Annotated in this window: 14 protein-coding genes; 4 read left to right on the forward strand and 10 right to left on the reverse strand. The window is 59.8% G+C overall.

Features of this window, described 5'->3' with window-relative positions; translation table 11 throughout:
- Positions 1–9: 9 nt before the first annotated feature.
- The 3 genes from LG290_RS00790 to LG290_RS00800 all read right to left on the reverse strand — a co-directional run bounded on the left by LG290_RS00790 (position 10) and on the right by LG290_RS00800 (position 2,576).
- The gene (locus LG290_RS00790; protein WP_499835858.1) at positions 10–930 is read right to left on the reverse strand and encodes a MerR family transcriptional regulator; all 921 of its coding nucleotides are present in this window, start codon (positions 928–930) and stop codon (positions 10–12) included.
- A gap of 183 nt (positions 931–1,113) precedes the next feature.
- Positions 1,114–1,488, reverse strand: coding sequence for a sirohydrochlorin chelatase (locus LG290_RS00795; RefSeq protein WP_160419218.1), 375 nt, complete (start codon positions 1,486–1,488; stop codon positions 1,114–1,116).
- Positions 1,489–1,523: 35 nt separating this feature from the next.
- Entirely contained in the window at positions 1,524–2,576 is a 1,053-nt protein-coding gene (locus LG290_RS00800) for an NAD(P)/FAD-dependent oxidoreductase (RefSeq protein ID WP_499835859.1), read from the reverse strand.
- Between the two features lie 134 nt (positions 2,577–2,710).
- Between LG290_RS00800 and LG290_RS00805 the strand changes: the two genes are divergently transcribed.
- A complete protein-coding gene (locus LG290_RS00805) occupies positions 2,711–3,616 on the forward strand; it encodes a TIGR01777 family oxidoreductase (protein ID WP_499835860.1) in 906 nt (301 codons plus the stop codon).
- A 13-nt stretch (positions 3,617–3,629) separates the two neighbouring features.
- On the opposite strand, the gene rapA is transcribed toward LG290_RS00805, so the two are convergent.
- Positions 3,630–6,578 (reverse strand): RNA polymerase-associated protein RapA, encoded by a 2,949-nt coding sequence (rapA, locus tag LG290_RS00810; protein ID WP_499835861.1) that lies wholly within the window; start codon positions 6,576–6,578, stop codon positions 3,630–3,632.
- 111 nt (positions 6,579–6,689) lie between these two features.
- Positions 6,690–7,493: a redoxin family protein gene (locus LG290_RS00815; protein ID WP_499835862.1), complete on the reverse strand. Its 804-nt coding sequence runs from the start codon at positions 7,491–7,493 to the stop codon at positions 6,690–6,692.
- A gap of 132 nt (positions 7,494–7,625) precedes the next feature.
- On the opposite strand from LG290_RS00815, the gene LG290_RS00820 reads away from it, so the two are divergent.
- The 3 genes from LG290_RS00820 (at position 7,626) to LG290_RS00830 (ending at position 10,735) form a co-directional block, all read left to right on the forward strand.
- The gene (locus LG290_RS00820; RefSeq protein ID WP_499835863.1) at positions 7,626–7,868 is read left to right on the forward strand and encodes a hypothetical protein; all 243 of its coding nucleotides are present in this window, start codon (positions 7,626–7,628) and stop codon (positions 7,866–7,868) included.
- 50 nt (positions 7,869–7,918) lie between these two features.
- Positions 7,919–9,412, forward strand: coding sequence for an SLC13 family permease (locus LG290_RS00825; protein ID WP_499835864.1), 1,494 nt, complete (start codon positions 7,919–7,921; stop codon positions 9,410–9,412).
- A gap of 114 nt (positions 9,413–9,526) precedes the next feature.
- Positions 9,527–10,735 (forward strand): ABC transporter substrate-binding protein, encoded by a 1,209-nt coding sequence (locus LG290_RS00830; RefSeq protein WP_499835865.1) that lies wholly within the window; start codon positions 9,527–9,529, stop codon positions 10,733–10,735.
- A 110-nt stretch (positions 10,736–10,845) separates the two neighbouring features.
- Here the strand turns inward: LG290_RS00830 and LG290_RS00835 are convergent, their stop codons facing one another.
- From LG290_RS00835 to LG290_RS00855, 5 genes are read right to left on the reverse strand one after another with little or no spacing between them, the layout of a single operon-like run.
- Positions 10,846–12,153, reverse strand: a complete 1,308-nt coding sequence (locus LG290_RS00835; protein WP_499835866.1) for a branched-chain amino acid ABC transporter permease — start codon at positions 12,151–12,153, stop codon at positions 10,846–10,848.
- Entirely contained in the window at positions 12,153–13,157 is a 1,005-nt protein-coding gene (locus LG290_RS00840) for a branched-chain amino acid ABC transporter permease (RefSeq protein WP_499835867.1), read from the reverse strand. The genes LG290_RS00835 and LG290_RS00840 overlap by 1 nt, the downstream gene beginning before the upstream one ends.
- A 24-nt stretch (positions 13,158–13,181) precedes the next feature.
- Entirely contained in the window at positions 13,182–13,886 is a 705-nt protein-coding gene (locus LG290_RS00845; protein ID WP_499835868.1) for an ABC transporter ATP-binding protein, read from the reverse strand.
- A 47-nt stretch (positions 13,887–13,933) separates the two neighbouring features.
- Entirely contained in the window at positions 13,934–14,704 is a 771-nt protein-coding gene (locus LG290_RS00850; RefSeq protein ID WP_499835869.1) for an ABC transporter ATP-binding protein, read from the reverse strand.
- A gap of 45 nt (positions 14,705–14,749) precedes the next feature.
- The gene (locus LG290_RS00855; protein WP_499835870.1) at positions 14,750–16,195 is read right to left on the reverse strand and encodes a sodium-dependent transporter; all 1,446 of its coding nucleotides are present in this window, start codon (positions 16,193–16,195) and stop codon (positions 14,750–14,752) included.
- Between the last annotated feature and the right edge of the window lie 128 nt (positions 16,196–16,323).

Consider the following 16,323-nt stretch of genomic DNA (forward strand, 5'->3'; position numbering starts at 1 on the left):
GCCGGTGCGTTACAGCACGCCAGACTCACGCAATAAGGGGCGCAGGCGGGAAATGGCCTGGGTCAGGTCATTGCCAAGGACATGCACCTCACTGTCCTGCAAGTCGGCGGCACGCAGCCGGGCGACCTCACCACAAATCCCTAACGGGACTGTCAACCCGGCAGCGGCCTGGGGTAATGCCTGCTGAATGAAGGTTGAATCTTCCGCTTGGCCACTGGCCAGCAGCACCAGGGAAACGTGCAACCGTGAAACGGCCCGCGGCAACTCATCCAGTGCCAGGGGAACATCCAGCAGTTGGACCCGGTAGCCCTGTTCGCTGGCCATCAAGGCCGCCATCAACATCCATAGGGGGCCGGGGTCGTCAGGCATTGTACTGAGCAATATCAACGGACCGCGAGTTGCCTGGTTAGCGTAATAAAGGCGTATGCCTATCTGGCTGCGCAGGAAGGCTTCCAGGGTGCGCCGTACCAGGTCGTCAGGCTGAGCCTTCCATTGGGCTTCCAGGCTATGAATCACCGGTTGCCATAACTCGTTGATACTGATGCTGAGAGGATACAGCGCTAGACTCTGGTGATAGAGCGCTTCCAACTTGAGCATATCCAGCGCCTGAATGGCGGCTTGCAGTTGTAGGCGTTGGCTATTCCAGTCACTGGCATTGCTTGTGGGTGTATCCGGTGCGGTGGGTTGATCGAGCAGGTCCACCACTTGGCTTACCGGAACGCCACGATTGAGCCATTGCAGGATACGTTCGATGCGCTGGATATCATCCTGCGCATACAAACGGTGACCCTTGGGTGTGCGTTGGGGGCGAATCAAACCATAACGACGCTCCCAGGCGCGTAGGGTGACCGAATTCACACCCGTTATCCGGGAAACTTCCCGAATGGGGTAAAGCGGGGTATCGGGTGGATGGGTCGCCTTGTTGCTCATGGGCGCCAGTGCCTCTTTAGTTGTCTGTGCTACTTGGTGAAATATCTAACAGTTGTCGGTAAGCCGAATCTTTATGCAACGTCACTGCAATAGCATGTTGGACAAAGATACTTTGTACAACCTGTGCGTTTCCATCGCAATTGTCCATCACAACTGTCCATCACAACCAGCCGTTGCGTATCTCTATCCAGCTTCCCCGGCCTGCTCAGCAATCACCGCCGCCAAGGCGTCGACAAAGGCGGGATGCTCTCCTACGGGAGGCAGCAGGGTTAATGCCAGGCCGGGATGGAGACGGGTGAGTGCCTCGATCTGGCCGGGTACGTCCTTGCGCAGGTGGCGTCCGGCGGCAAAGAAAAGCGGCAGGATCTCCACCTTGTGGGCTCCCTGAGCTTCGAGTGTGGCTACCGTGGTTTCCAGCGAGGGTTCGCTGAGCTCCATGTACGCCAGATGTACTGGAGTGCTCAAGCGCTGGCGCAGGCTGTGATGGAAGCTTTCGAAAGGCTCGCGCCACTTGGGGTCGCTGGAACCATGCGCAAGCAATACCAGGTGATAAGCCATGTAAGATGCTCCTTGAGATAGAAGGGGAGGGTGGCTCATGTCTTGGCTAAGGCCTGGCCCAGATGATGGCCGGAAAGCCAGGCATCTTCCACGCGGCCACCTCGACAGCCATCGCCACATAATGCCAGGCCGTTGCTTTCCAGATGAAAGTCAACCAGACGCCCCTCGTCCTGGAAGGAGGCGGGCTCGGCGGGCTGAGCATAGCGCCAGCGGTGAGCGCCCAACTCCTTGATATCAGGAAGATGCGTGGGTGAGGGGAACACGCTGCGCAAGGCATCCAGCAGCAAGTTTGCCACTTCATCGGCGGAGGATTCCAGGTGTGCGTCACTCCAGTCGAGATGAGCGATCAGGCTCAGGCTTTCGCCCTGCTCTTCCCGGCCGGGCTTGGTCTGGTTACGCGACATCAGGCGCAGGGCGGGATGCGTCAAGCGCGCTATTTGCCAGGTTTCCGGTACGCCGGGTAACACCGGCAGCGGCTGGGTAAAGGTTACCCAGCCCGCCCAACAGGCGCGCTGGGGCGTTGCGCGGCAAATGTCACTCAGCCGTGGCGCCCATCCTCCCAGCAACGCCTGGGCCTGGGGTGCAGGCGCACTGATCACTGCCTGGGCGAAAGGCCCATGCCGCTGAGCGTTACTATCGATAAGCCACCATTGGCTGCCGTCACGCTCAAGGGTCTCGATAGGTGTTTTTGAGTGGATAGTCAGCCCTTGGGCGAGGTGGCGAGGCAGGGCGCTCATGCGGGGTTTCCCAGCGTAGCGCAATTGACCGTCATGCAGGGCCTCCCAGCCCAAGGGACTCGCTTGCCAGAGCCTTTCCGGCCATGGCGCGATACACCCGGCTTGCTGCCAGCGAGCCACTGCCTCTTGAAATTCGGTGTCTCTGGCTGTGAAGTACTGGGCTCCCAGATCGAATATCGCTTGCGGACGACGTTTGCTGGACATGCGTCCCCCAGGGCCGCGAGCCTTTTCGAATAGCTGCACGGCCTTGCCGGCGGCGTTCAGTTGCTGAGCACAAGCCAGTCCGGCAATGCCTGCCCCGATAATCGCGGTAGCCGCTGGAGGGGGCGTGCGTGAGTGTGTGTTAGGCATACACTGTTCACATGGTTAGTGGAAAATCAGTTGGAATCGTTTAGTTTCCTCTAGCCTAGCAGATGCGTACAATATCTGTATAACATAAATCCGTCTCACTCTGGCGGTTTAACGGCAGCAGGAGAGAAATGACGATGCGCATATTGATAACCGGAGGCAGTGGGTTTGTCGGGCAACGCCTGTGCCGATGCCTTGTCGAGCAAGGTCATGAGGTGCAGGTGGTGTCACGTGACCCGGAAGGCGTCCGCGACCGTCTGCCGAATAATTGTGAGATCCGCGACAGTGTGATGGCGTTCGTCGACACGCCACCCGAAGCACTGATCAACCTGGCCGGTGAATCGATTGCCGGTAAGCGTTGGAGCTCGGAGCAAAAAGCCAAGCTGATCGAGTCACGGGTGGGTATCACCCAGGATCTGGTATCGCTGTGTGCCGAGTTGCGCGATAAGGGAGAAGCCTTACCCAAGGTGATGATCTCGGGTTCCGCCATGGGCTACTACGGCGACCAGGGTGACCGGGTGGTCACCGAAGCGACGCCGCCTCACGATGAGTTTGCCCATCGGCTGTGTCAACGCTGGGAAAAAACCGCACAAGAGGTGGAAGCCTACGGGGTACGCCTGGCGATTGTGCGCATTGGCTTGGTGCTGGATGAGGGCGGTGGTGCGCTGCAAAAAATGTTGCCGCCGTTCAAGCTCGGCCTCGGAGGGCGCTTCGGCAATGGGAAGCAGTACATGCCATGGATTCATCGGGAGGATCTGGTACGAGCGATACTTTTCCTGCTGGAGCGCGATGATCTCGACGGTGCCTTCAACGGCAGTGCGCCTAATCCGGTGACCAATGCGGAATTCACCCAGACCTTGGCGCATAAGCTCAAGCGTCCGGCCGTGCTCCCAGTGCCCGCCATCGCCTTGGAAACCATTTTCGGCGAGATGTCGCGGCTATTGCTTACCGGGGCCGATATGCGCCCCCGGCGCCTGGAAGACGCCGGGTTCAGCTTCAACTTTCCCACTCTGGACAAGGCGCTAGCCGATATCCTGGAGTGAGCTGGATATCTACTTAGCGTCCCTTGGGGTCCGCCGTGATAATCACCCGCACGCTATCCAGGCGTAGGCGGGTGCTTTCCATGGCGTCAGACAATGCCTGGCGCTCCCGGCTCAGGGCATCGATTTCCACGTCACGCACCGCCGGGTTGTGCTCGGCCAAGGCCTGAAGGCGCGCCAGCTCCCCGTCGAGTTGCTCGCGCATGCGCTTTTCACCGGCTTCGATAATGCTGGGCAATTCGCGTTCGGCCTCGCTTTCGCCCTGGGTGAGTAATTCACGTAGCTGATCGTGGCGGCTCTTGATCAGGTCGCGAGCCATCGATTTGTTGACCTTCTGCAGGTTTTGGGAAAGCCCGGTGAAGGAAATTTTGCCGGTCAGGTTGGCGCCCGACTCATCGAGCAGTACACGCACGGCGGTGGGCGGCAAGAAGCGGTTCAGGTGCAGCGAGCGAGGTGCCGGGCAGTGAGTGCGAAACACCAGCTCCGCCATCAGGCGCCCGCTGGAAATGGCGGGATGGCGCAACAGGGCCAGCGCCGTGTTGCCCATGGTACCGTCGAGAATCCTGCCCATCATTTCGCGGGTGAGCGGGTGCTCCCAGGAGAGGCGCTGGATATCGTCACGGCTCAGCGCGCGCGCCCGGTCGAAGGTGGCTGAAAAGCCTTCTTCGCCCTTGACCAGGCCCGGAAGCCCATCGAGCATCTGCGGGCTGGGCTGAAGGTGCATGATACCCGCCCCCAGCTCCTGGCTATCGACCCCGAAAATATCCAGCGCGCGTTCGATGTAACGCGGCAGGGCGGGATCATGGTCCAGCTCGCGGATGGCCTCGATGACCGCTTCGGCCTTGGCCGGGCGGCAGGCGTTGAGTTCCAGCAGACGATTGCGCCCGGCATCCTGTTCCGCCAGGCGGGCGCTAAACAGGGTGCGGGTTTCGGCGATGATCTCGTTCAGGCTGTCATCGTCGAGCAGGGCATCGGCCAGGGCGTCGCCAAAGGCCTCGAACAGGTCGCTACCTACCCCGTGCGGGGCACTGAACGCATCCATGCCTTCGTGGTACCAGCGCAGCAGGCGCTCGCCAGGGCTGCCTACGAAGGTGGGTACGTGCAGTTCGATGGCATGTTTCTGGCCGATACGGTCGAGTCGGCCGATTCGCTGTTCCAGCTGGTCGGGATGTTGCGGCAGATCGAACATTACCAAGTGACGACAGAACTGAAAGTTACGTCCTTCCGAACCGATTTCCGAACACACCAGTACCTGAGAACCGTCCTCTTCGTCGGCGAACGCCGCAGCGGCCCGGTCACGCTCGATCAGGGAAAGCCCTTCATGGAACACCGGGGCATGAATGCCGCCGAGTACCCGCAACCCTTCGGCCAGGCCCAGGGCGGTATCGCGGTGATGGGCGATGATCAGCACCTTGTCGTTGGCGAAGCCTTCCTCGCCATCGTCGCTCAGTCGTTCAAGCAGCCAGTTGATGCGCCTGTCGATGTGCCACCAGGGCTCCACATTGAGCGGGTCATTCGATAGCGCCCGGTACATGGCATCGGGGTAGATCAACACATCGGGATGATCCATTTCGCTTTCGATCAGCAGCTCGTCAAGGTAATCCTCGTCGCGCTCCAGCCTGCGCACCACGCGGCGGTAAGCCGGCGGCATCTCCAGTGACACCCTGTGCAGACGACGTTCGGGAAAGCCGCCCACATGACGGCGGCTGTTGCGAAACATCACCCGGCCTGTGCCATGGCGGTCAAGCAGTGCCTCGCGCAGCTGGCCGCGAGCGCTTTCGTGCTGAGCTGCGTCGGCTTCGGGGTTGGCCAGGGTTGCCAATAGCGCCTGGCTATCGCGATCGTCAACCACGGCATCGATGGCTTCCCGGGCCTCGGCATCGCCGGGCAGGCGTTCCAGGGCATCGATGGCACCGGCCACTTCGCCGTAGTGCTGCTCTTCTTCCTTGAACCGTTCGAAGTCATGGTAGCGTTCGGGGTCGAGTAGGCGCAGGCGGGCAAAATGGCTGGCCAGGCCCATCTGTTCGGGCGTGGCGGTGAGCAGCAGCAACCCGGGTATCTTTGATGACAGGCGTTCGACGCACTGGTAGCTGGCGCCGCTTTCTTCTTCCGACCAGGCCAGATGATGGGCTTCGTCGACGATCAGCAGGTCGAACTGGCTGGCCTCGGCCTGCTCTTGGCGGTGAGGATTGGCGAATAGCCAGTTCTGGCTTGCGAGCACCAGCTGAGCGGTTTCAAAGGGATTGGCGAGGCCGTGCGCCTGGCTCTGAGTTTCATTGAGCAGCCTGACATCCAGCGAGAAGCGCCGCAGCAGTTCCACCAGCCATTGATGGGTAAGGCTGTCCGGCACCAGGATCAAGGCGCGCTCGATACGCCCGTTGAGCAACAGACGGTGGAGAATCAGGCCCGCCTCGATGGTCTTGCCCAGACCGACTTCGTCGGCGAGCAATACCCGGGGAGCATGGCGGCGCGAGACTTCGTCAGCGATATACAGCTGATGGGGAATCAGGTCGATACGTGGGCCGGACAGTCCCAGCGCCGGATGCCGTTCGATGCGCTGAAAATGGTGCAGGGTGCGAAAGCGCAGATCGAACCAGTCATTGCGGTCGACCTGCCCGGTCAGGAGACGGTCACGCGCCTGATCGAACTGCATGGTGTCGGCGAGCTTGGCTTCCGGCAGTTCACGCAGGTTGCCATGTTCGTCTTCCCCGACATAGGTGATGAGACCTCGGCTTTCGCGGCTCTCGTCGACGATCATTTTCCAGCCGTCTGCGGAAAGAACACGGTCGCCGCTACCGAACATGACCCGCGTCAGCGGTGCCTGACGGGTATTGTAAGTCCGGGTTTCCTGACTGGCGCTGAACAAGATGGTGACACTGCGGAAATCGTTGCTAAGCACGGTGCCAAGCCCAAGTTCGGCCTCGCCGTCGCTGATCCAGCGTTGGCCGGGAGAAAAATCGCTCATGATGCCTCGGGATACGGAAAACGGTGCGCACACCGCCGGAGGTTAGCCACCGACGGCAACAGGGCGGGCGATTCTAACCCAAAGGGGCGGGAGGATTAAGCTGTGATTGGTTCAATCGTTCAGCCAGCTGTCGAGCTGAGCGCGGGTAAGCTCACCCACATGCTGCTCGATGGCCCGCCCCTGGGCGTCAAACAGCAGCGTGGTCGGCAATCCCGGCGATTCGAATAAAGTCATCAATTGCTGGCGCGGGTCGCGCAGCGCGTAACCAAACTCAAGCTGCTGCTCGTCCAGATAACGCACAATGGGCAAGAGGTCTTCCCCCTGGTTGACGATCACCACCGTAACGTCTTCCCGCTGGGCAGCTTGTTCGAGCAACGGCATTTCGCGCAGGCAGGGCGGACACCAAGTGGCCCAGAGGTTGACGATGATACGCTGATCACCCTGAATCAGGGCGGGCAGATGGACCTCCCGGCCCTCGATATCTTCCAGGGTAATATCCGGCAGTTCACTGATGGGAAGCTGCCCTCCCAGGGGGGAAAGCATTACCAGCACCAGCCATAACGTCGAACTGCCCACAACCAGGGCCAAGGCGCCGCCCATGGCTAGGGTGCGGTGGCGCAAGGTCCAGGCGGACCAGGCCAGCGCGGCCGCCATGCCCCAGAGACCGTGATAGCCGGGTTGCCAAAATTTCAGGGCATCCAGTGGAGCACCCGCATAACTTTCAAACTGCGTGATCACATGCCCCAGACGCGCGCCCAGAAGCCACACGACCACCAGCCCATTGAACCAGCGGCTATGTTGGTGGCGAGGCAGGCCCAGGAGGTAACGGCTGGCCAGGAGTAGTGCCAGCGCGCAGCCGATGGCATACAGGCGGGGAAGGGAAATCAATACAGGGCCAAGAGCTATCGCATTCATGCAGGGACTCGGTGGAGGTGACGACCTTGGAACAAGGCACGGCGCAGCGGGTACACTAGGCAAAACGATTTTCGACAAGCCTACTGTCGCCGGCCTGCGCTGTCATCCATTGCGTACCGGCAGGAGTGATGCATGCCCCATAAGAACTTCGATAGGTTGCGCGCCCTGGCGATTGCCTCCCAGGCGCTGGGCCTGACCTTGATCATCACATTGGAGACTGTGATGGGTGACACTGCCCGGCCGTGGCAGGGCGTTGTATTGGCTGCCATGGTGGCTGCTGCGTTACTCATTGCCCTGGCGCGGCTGTACCGGCGAAACAAGCAGCGCAAGCGCTGGGACCAGCGCGTGAGCGACCCCGACGATGAGCCCCGCTAGTCTTGAAGAGATTCAGTCGTGAAGGTCTTGAGCCATGAAAAGGAAGCAGGATGCTGCAACCAGATGACGTTCGGAAGAGTGACGCCGCCCGCTGGGAACGAATAAAGATCACTGTCGGCCTATTGGCCGGGCCGCTGCTCGCGGTTGCCTTGCTGGGAATGGGGGCGCCGGCCGAGATGCCGCCCATGGCATGGAAGGTCCTCATCCTGACCGCCTGGATGGCGCTGTGGTGGATACTCGAGCCGGTACCAATAGCGGTGACCGCCTTGTTGCCCGTGGCGGTGTTGCCGCTGCTGGAAGTGGCGCCCATCAACGAGGCCGCCGCCCCCTATGCCAATCCGCTGATTTTTCTGTTTCTGGGCGGTTTCATGCTGGCCGAGGCGATTCAGCGCTGGAACTTGCATCGGCGCATCGCGCTAGGGGTGCTCAGGGTGGCCGGCAAGCGCCCCGATTATCTGGTGGGAGGCTTCATGGCGGCAACGGCATTTCTCAGCATGTGGGTGAGCAATACCGCGACCGCCGCCTTGATGGTACCTATCGGACTGTCCGTGCTGGCCCTGCTGGAGCAGGAAGATAGCATGGGGCCGAATCGCAGCATGGCGCTGTGCTTGCTGCTGGGAATTGCTCTGGCGGCCAATATCGGCGGCATGGGTACCTTGATCGGAACTCCGCCCAATGCCTTGTTGGCGGGGTTCATGGCCGACAATTATGCCATCCAGATCGGCTTCGCCCAGTGGATGCTGGTTGCGGTGCCACCCGCGCTTGTATTGCTGGCGCTGGCCTGGTGGTTGCTGACCCGGCTGGTGTATCCAGTGCCGCGTGATAAAATCCAGGGGATTTCTCCCATGCTTGAACTGCAGTCACGGGATCTGGGCAAAATGGCCTCCCCCGAGCGCCGGGTGGCGGTGGTGTTCGCATTGGTGGCCCTGGCCTGGGTGGCGCGTCCGTTACTCGAGCGTTGGCTGGGAATCCAGCTCAGTGACGGGGGCATCGCGGTGATTGGCGCCTTGCTGCTGTTCGTGGTGCCGGCACGCTGGAAACAACGCCAGTTCTTGATGGACTGGGACACGGCGCGCAACCTGCCTTGGGGGGTGTTGATCTTGGTGGGTGGCGGTTTGAGCCTGGGTGCCGCTATCGAAAGTTCAGGGCTTGCGGAAGTCGTCGCCAATGCCTTGGCGGGACTGGGCGGTTGGCCGACCTGGGCCATGGTAGTAATGGTCGTCACGGTAGTGATGCTGATGAGCCATGTGACCAGCAATACCGCAACGGCGGCCGCGATTCTACCCTTGACCGCCGCGCTCACGGTCAGCCTGAATGCCAGCCCCTTGCTGTTGGCAGTGCCGGTGGCCATGGCCGCCTCTTGTGCTTTTATGCTGCCGGTGGCAACGCCGCCGAATGCCGTGGTGTTCGCCAGTGGACGCTTGAAGGTCATCGACATGGTGCGTGCCGGGGCGTTGATCAGTGCCGTGGCCATCTTCATGATCAGCCTGGCCGTGTTTGCTCTAGCCATGCCGATACTCGGATTCGGCTGGAAGACAGCGTAAGTGTATGCCGAGCGTTAAAAGCGCCACTTGTGTTTTTACGCAATGGGTTCCAAATTAACCCTATACCCTGAGCCAGGGCATGGCTTACTTTTTTCACTGGCAGAGCGATACAACATGATGAAAAAGCGCGCACTCGCCGTCGCTATAGCGACTTCTTCACTGGCCTTCACGGGCATGGCACAAGCAGAAGTCAAGGTTGGCTTTCTGGGGGGCTTTACCGGAGGGATTGAAAGCCTCACCCCGCCCATCTTCGATGGCGCACAACTGGCGGTACAGCAGGTCAACGAGCAGGGCGGCATTCTCGGCGGCCAGGAATTGGTGATGCCCACCGGTGACACCACCTGCAGTGATGCTTCGGCTGCGTCGAACGCGGCAGACCGCATGGTCAATACCGAGCAGGTTACCGCCATTGTGGGAGCGTTGTGCACCGGGGCCACCATTGCCGCGGCCAACAATGCGGCCATCCCGGGGGGAGTGCTCATGGTCTCCCCGGCATCGACCGCACCGGCGGTGACCGAGTTGGATGATAATGACCTGGTGTTCCGTACCGTGCCTTCGGATGCTTTCCAGGGTGAGATGCTGGCCAAGCTGTTATTGCAGAAAGGCATCGATGAAGTGGTGGTCACCTACGTCAATAATGACTACGGTCGTGGCCTGTCGGATGCCTTTACCGAAGCCTTTACCCAAGGCGGCGGCACAGTGGAGAAAAATCTGGCACACGAGGATAACCGCGCCGACTACCGCTCCGAGCTGGGTTCACTTGCCACCACCGGCGTCCCCAATCTGGTGGTGCTGGCTTATGCCGATACGTCGGGCCAGACCGTGCTGCGTCAAGCATTTGAAAGCGGCATGTTCACCCAGTATGTGGGCGCCGACGGTATGGTCGGCGATAGCCTGGTCGAAGCGATTGGTGCCGATGTGCTCGAAGGCATGATCGCTACCCGTCCGGGAAGCCCGGATCTGCCGGGCACCGACATGTTCGTCGAGCAGGCAGAAGCGGCGGGTATCGACCCCAGCGCAGTGTTTGCGGCGCAAGCCTACGATGCTGCCTTCCTGGTGGCGTTGGCCATCGAACAGAATGGCAGCGCCGAGCGCGAAGGGCTTTCCGAGGCGCTGCGTAGTGTGGCCACCGAACCCGGTGAAGTGATTCTTCCCGGTGAATGGGAAAAGGCCGTGGAGTTGATCGCTTCGGGTACTGAAATCAACTACGAAGGCGCTTCCGGCACGCATGAATTCGACGGTAACGGCGACGTACCGGGCGTGGTGGTCGAGATGGTGGTGGAAGACGGAAGCTTCGTCAGCAAGGGATTGGTCGATCTCTGAGCAAGATGCTCCATTTTGACAAGATACCCCATTGAAACGTAACGCTTGAGTCATGAAAAAAGCCCCGATGGATAACCATCGGGGCTTTTGGTTTTGGCAAAGGGGGATGCTCAGCCGTGGTGCTTGATCTTTTCCGGCAAGAGTCCCTTGGGCGCAAAGCGTAGTACCAGCGTGATCAATAAGCCGATCACCAAGACGCGCGCCTGAAGCGCTCGGCTTTCCATGTTGGCGGGAAAGTCCCAGCCGAACACGCCTTCCCCCAGGTTGACCACCAGTTGCATCAGAAATAATGCCAGCGGCTCGGACATGATCCAGATGATGTACACCGCCACGGCACCGAAGATGGTGCCCAGGTTATTGCCCGGTCCACCCAGAATTACCATCACCAATACCAGAAAGGTATGGTTGAGCGGCAAGTAACCCTGGGGGTCGAACAAACTGTTGAACGTGGTCATTACCCCGCCCCCGATACCCATCAGGATGCAGCCCAGCACGAAGATTTCCAGGCGCCGCCGATTGATGTCCTTGCCCATGGCGGCACTCGATATTTCGTTATCCCGGATGGCACGAATCATGCGTCCCCAAGGGGCGTGATAGGCGCGGTGCAGAAGAAAGAAGATGACCGCAATGATGAGGGCGGTAACCGATAGATACAGTGCCCGCGACAAGGTAAACCCCAGTTCTGCAGGACCGGGAGTGGGCCAGGGTAGCGGCGAAACGGTCGCGGTACCGCGCGTCAGCCAGTCGGAATTCTTGAGAAAGGCCTTGATGATTTCGGCGATGCCCAGGGTGGCAATGGCCAGATAGTCGCTACGTAGCCCCAGACACACATGGCCGATAAAGTAACCGACGCCCCCGGCCAGCGCCCCACCGACTATCCAACCTACCCAGGCAGGCAGACCCAGACCGCCGATGAAACCGGCGCGTGATTCGATCTCGCCGGTGACACCGCGCAATGCACTGATGACCACCATGTAAAGCACCACGGCGACAATCACCGTCAGCACGCTGCGTATTTTCTTGGGGACACCGAGGCGGTCGAGCTTGCTGACACCCACGACCACCAGCACAGCGCCGACCAGGTACAGCAGTACCCGACCCAGCTCGCCGGGAAGCTCGGTATTCCAGAACGCATCGTTCACCGGAATGCTGAAGAACATGGCGCAGAAACCCCCGAGCGCCACGAACCCCATGACCCCGGCATTGAACTGGCCGGCATAACCCCACTGAATGGTCAGGCCCAGGGCCAGAATCGCATAGCAGGCGGCTTCCACCAGCATGCGGGTGCTGTAGGCAGCACCCATGAGGGCATAGACCCCCAGCACGGCCACCAGCAGGATGGCAAAGAGCACCACTTCACGCAGAGGAAAGCGGCGGGGAGTGGCGATTTCCTTGGGAGATGCAGTTGGCGTATTCATCAGATCACCTTGCCCTTGAAGATGCCGGTCGGACGCCAGATCAAGATGGCGACCAGGATGAAGAAGGGCACCACGATCTTGTACTCGGTGCCGACGAAGGCTAGGTTAGTGGGTAATTCAAGCCAGTCGGGAAAGCTGTCGCGATAAGGGCGCAGCAATACATTCCAGTTGAACACCGCCAGCGTCTCGGCAAAACCCACCACGAACCCCCCGGCAATCGCGCCATAAGGATGGCCTACACCCCCCACAATGGCGGCGGCAAAGATCGGCAATAGCAGAAAGAAGCTCAAGTCAGGCTTGAAGGTCACATCCAGCGACAGCAAGGTGCCGGCGATTGCCGCCAGAGAACCGGCAATCACCCAGGTAACCGCCACGATGGTGTTGGTGTTGATTCCCGATGCCTGGGCCAGCTCCGGGTTGTCTGACATGGCGCGCATGGCCTTGCCCAGCCGTGAGCGGTTGAGAAACAGATGCAGCGCCACCACCGACAGGAGGGTGAGGATGAACAGATAAAGTTGCGGCTCGGTAATCACCACCGGCACCCGTACCCCTTCAAGGGGCAGCACCATGCGAAAGATTTCCTTGCGATCGTCCACGTAGAGGTTCTGCCCGCCGGTACCGGCAAACAGGCGGATCACCCCTTGCAGCATCAGAGTGACGCCCAGCGAGCCGATCACCAGCACGATCGGCTTGACGCCATGGGCACGCAGTGGTTTGTAAAAAGCCTTGTCGATCCCCACGGCCAAGAGCGCCGTCAGCGCCATGGCGATTGGTAGCATCACAACGGCCGTGGGCATCCCGAGGCCCGCTCCCGCCGCCGGAAAGGCGGTGGTCAGCGCCAGTACCATGAAGGCACCGAAGGTCATCATGTCGGCGTGGGCAAAGTGGGCGAAGCGCATGATACTGAACACCAGCGTGACGCCCACCGCACCGATCGCATAGATCGACCCGGACACACTGCCGGCAATCAAGACGTTATTGATGAAAAACATGAATTCATTCAAGACGAGATTCTCCAGATACGAGCTCTAGCCACCGAGAAAGCTTTTGGCGACATCGGGGTCGGCAAGCAGGGCGGCGCCGGTGTCAGTGAAACGATTCTGGCCCGCCGCCAGCACGAAGCCCTTGTCGGCGATGGCCAGCGCCTGCTTGGCGTTCTGTTCCACCATCAGAATGCCCACCCCGATGGCGTTGATTTCTTTGATGCGGGCGAAGATCTCGTTCATGTAAAGGGGTGACAACCCAGCGGTGGGTTCATCCAGCAACAGCACGCTAGGCTCGGCCATCAAGGCACGCCCCATGGCCACCATCTGGCGCTGACCACCGGAAAGCTCACCGGCGCGCTGGTGGCGCTTGTCATAAAGAGGCGGGAACGCCTCGTAGACCTGCTTGAGCATAGGCTTGACGCTATCGGGTTTGAGGAAAGCGCCCATTTCCAGGTTTTCCTTAACCGTCATGCTGGGAAAGATGTTGTTTTCCTGAGGCACAAAGCCCATGCCTTTCTGCACCAGCTTATTGGGCGGCAGGTTATGGATCGGCTCGCCGCGTAACAATATTTCGCCTTGATTGACGAGGAGCAGGCCGAAAATCGCCTTGAGCATGGTCGATTTCCCGGCCCCGTTGGGGCCGACGATGACCCCGACTTCATCGGCTTCAAGCGTCATGTTGATCCCGTTGAGGATGTTCATGCCGCCATAGCCGCCGTGCACGTCGCGTGCTTCGAGTAATGGCATGCTGGTTCCCAGGCAATGAGCTTGAACTTGTTTTTAAGTATGAGTCGTCAAGCGACTCCTGCGCCGAAGTAGGCTTCTATCACGGCCGGGTTGTTCTGTATTTCCTCGATACTGCCTTCCACCATGACGCTGCCCTGTGCCAGGACGATCACCGGATCGCATAATCGGGCGATCATATCCATGTCGTGTTCAATGACAAGGAAGGTATACCCCATTTCTCGATTGAGGCGCTCGATATTGCCGACCAAATCACCCAGGAGGGTGCGGTTGACCCCGGCGGCGATTTCATCCAACAGCACCACCTTGGCGTCGGTCATCATAGTGCGCCCCAGTTCGAGAAGCTTTTTCTGACCGCCGGAAAGGTTGCCCGCAAGCTCGTTGCGCACAGGGTGCAAGCCGACGAAGTCGATCACCTCGAGCGCCCGGCGGCGCACTTCAGTTTCTTCCTCGCGCACCCGGGCAGGCTTGAACCAGGCATTGAACAAGCTTTCACCGGCCTGGTGAGGGGGCACCATCATCAAGTTTTCCAGGGCGCTCATATGACTGAACTCATGAGCGATCTGAAAGGTACGCAGCAGTCCCTTGTGAAAGCGCTGGTCGGGGCTGAGCCTGGTGATATCTTCGCCGTTGAACAGCACTTGGCCACTGTCCGGCGCCAAGGCACCGGCAATAAGGTTGAACAGGGTTGACTTACCGGCCCCGTTGGGTCCGATCATGCCGGTGATGGAGCCTTCTTCCACATGGATCGAGCAGTCGTTGATGACCTGCATACCACCGAATGCCTTGTTGAGGTGGCGGACGTCAATGATGGCTGTCATGAGCAATTCCTGTCAGGCCTTGGCAGGCTGCCACAGGCGTTAGTGTTATTTTTCCTGACTATTTTCCATCAGAAAGGTGCGCCCGACGGCAAAGGCACCCACAAGCAGTACCGCCCCTATAGCGGGAATCAGGTAGCCGTCGACCTGCGGGATCGTGCGCAGAAAGACAAACGCTACCGCTGCTGGAGCAATGAAGCGCACCAGAAAGCGCCAGATGCTGAACCAGGTTTCGTTGGTGCGCATTTCCTTCATCACCTCGGAGTGGGTCAGCGCCCAGCCGGCAAACATTGCAATCAATATCCCGCCCAGAGGCATGAAGATATTGGTCAGCAGCTCGATGAAGTCAAAGGCGCTGCGCCCGAACAGGGTATGGAAGATAGTGCCTTCAGCATAGATATTAAAGCTGACCACGGTGAGCAGCCCCAGTGCCCAGCTGGCCATCACCATCAGGGTGACCGCCTGAGGGCGCGTCATGTCGAAACGCTCTACCAGAAAGGCTGCTACCGGTTCGATCAGCGATATCGAAGAGCTGATCGCCGCCCCCAGCACCAGAATGAAGAACACCCCTCCCACCAATCCGCCCAAAGGCATTTCGGCAAAGGCCAGCGGTAGCGTCACGAACATCAGTCCGGGTCCTTGGCCGGTTTCCAGCCCTGCGCCGAACACCAGAGAGAAGATGGCAAGCCCGGCGACCATGGCCACGGCGGTATCCACAATGGCCACGGCAATCGCGGTGCGCGTGAGAGAGGCGGTGCTGGACATGTAAGCGCCATACGCCATGATGGCACCCATCCCCAGGCTCAGGGTGAAAAACGATTGCCCCACGGCCTGCAACCAGCCTTCCAGACTCAATTCCGCAAGGTTGAAGGTAAACAGGAAGCTTGCCGCCGCGGCGATATCGCCGTGCATCACGCTATACGCCAGCACCAGCAGCAAGATGGCGAACAGGGCTGGCATGATGATGCGCAGGCCCGACTCGATACCCTTGTGAATGCCCATGCCCACGATCAGGCCGGAGGCAATAATGAACAAGGTGTGATAAAGCGTCAAAAGGCCCGGTGAGGCGAGCAAGGCGTCGAAACCGGCAGCGATGGTCGCGGCATCGGCGCCGACCAGCGAGCCGGTCAACATCAGCCAGGTGTAATGGATTGCCCAGCCGGCGATTACCGAGTAGAAACTCAAGATCAGAAATGCCGAGGCGGCACCCAGCCAGCCAATCGTTTCCCAAGCTCTCGAGGTATTGTGAGTCTTGGTCAGGTGGCGCATGCCCATGATAGGGCTTTGCCGACTGGCCCGCCCAAGCATGATTTCAGCGATCAAAATGGGAATGCCCACAGCGAAGATAGTCACTGCATACACCAGAATAAAGGCGCCACCGCCATTTTCACCGGTGAGGTAAGGAAATCGCCAAAGGTTACCCAGGCCTACCGCCGAGCCGACCGCAGCCAGCAGGAAGGTGCCTTTATGTGTCCAGACGTTGTGACCACTCATGAGTCAGAATCCGTATCGATGGCTTGAAAAAGAGAGGCATGCAAACATACTTGGCAGGTTAGCTGAAACGATGTCGACACTGTGCGTCACAAGCCGTTGGTTTTCCAGCTGCCTAGCGTTAAGGCTGC

Origin of the sequence: Halomonas sediminis (assembly GCF_044871105.1) — a bacterium.
Classification (GTDB): Bacteria; Pseudomonadota; Gammaproteobacteria; order Pseudomonadales; family Halomonadaceae; genus Vreelandella; species Vreelandella zhuhanensis.

Coding starts and splice junctions, on each gene's coding strand:
- LG290_RS00805 (WP_499835860.1), top strand. CDS start 2,711: ATGCGCATATTGATAACCGGAGGCAGTGGGTTTGTCGGGCAACGCCTG.
- LG290_RS00815 (WP_499835862.1), bottom strand. CDS start 7,493: ATGAATGCGATAGCTCTTGGCCCTGTATTGATTTCCCTTCCCCGCCTG.
- rapA (WP_499835861.1), bottom strand. CDS start 6,578: ATGAGCGATTTTTCTCCCGGCCAACGCTGGATCAGCGACGGCGAGGCC.
- LG290_RS00850 (WP_499835869.1), bottom strand. CDS start 14,704: ATGACAGCCATCATTGACGTCCGCCACCTCAACAAGGCATTCGGTGGT.
- LG290_RS00790 (WP_499835858.1), bottom strand. CDS start 930: ATGAGCAACAAGGCGACCCATCCACCCGATACCCCGCTTTACCCCATT.
- LG290_RS00820 (WP_499835863.1), top strand. CDS start 7,626: ATGCCCCATAAGAACTTCGATAGGTTGCGCGCCCTGGCGATTGCCTCC.
- LG290_RS00795 (WP_160419218.1), bottom strand. CDS start 1,488: ATGGCTTATCACCTGGTATTGCTTGCGCATGGTTCCAGCGACCCCAAG.
- LG290_RS00845 (WP_499835868.1), bottom strand. CDS start 13,886: ATGCCATTACTCGAAGCACGCGACGTGCACGGCGGCTATGGCGGCATG.
- LG290_RS00835 (WP_499835866.1), bottom strand. CDS start 12,153: ATGAATACGCCAACTGCATCTCCCAAGGAAATCGCCACTCCCCGCCGC.
- LG290_RS00830 (WP_499835865.1), top strand. CDS start 9,527: ATGATGAAAAAGCGCGCACTCGCCGTCGCTATAGCGACTTCTTCACTG.
- LG290_RS00825 (WP_499835864.1), top strand. CDS start 7,919: ATGCTGCAACCAGATGACGTTCGGAAGAGTGACGCCGCCCGCTGGGAA.
- LG290_RS00855 (WP_499835870.1), bottom strand. CDS start 16,195: ATGAGTGGTCACAACGTCTGGACACATAAAGGCACCTTCCTGCTGGCT.
- LG290_RS00800 (WP_499835859.1), bottom strand. CDS start 2,576: ATGCCTAACACACACTCACGCACGCCCCCTCCAGCGGCTACCGCGATT.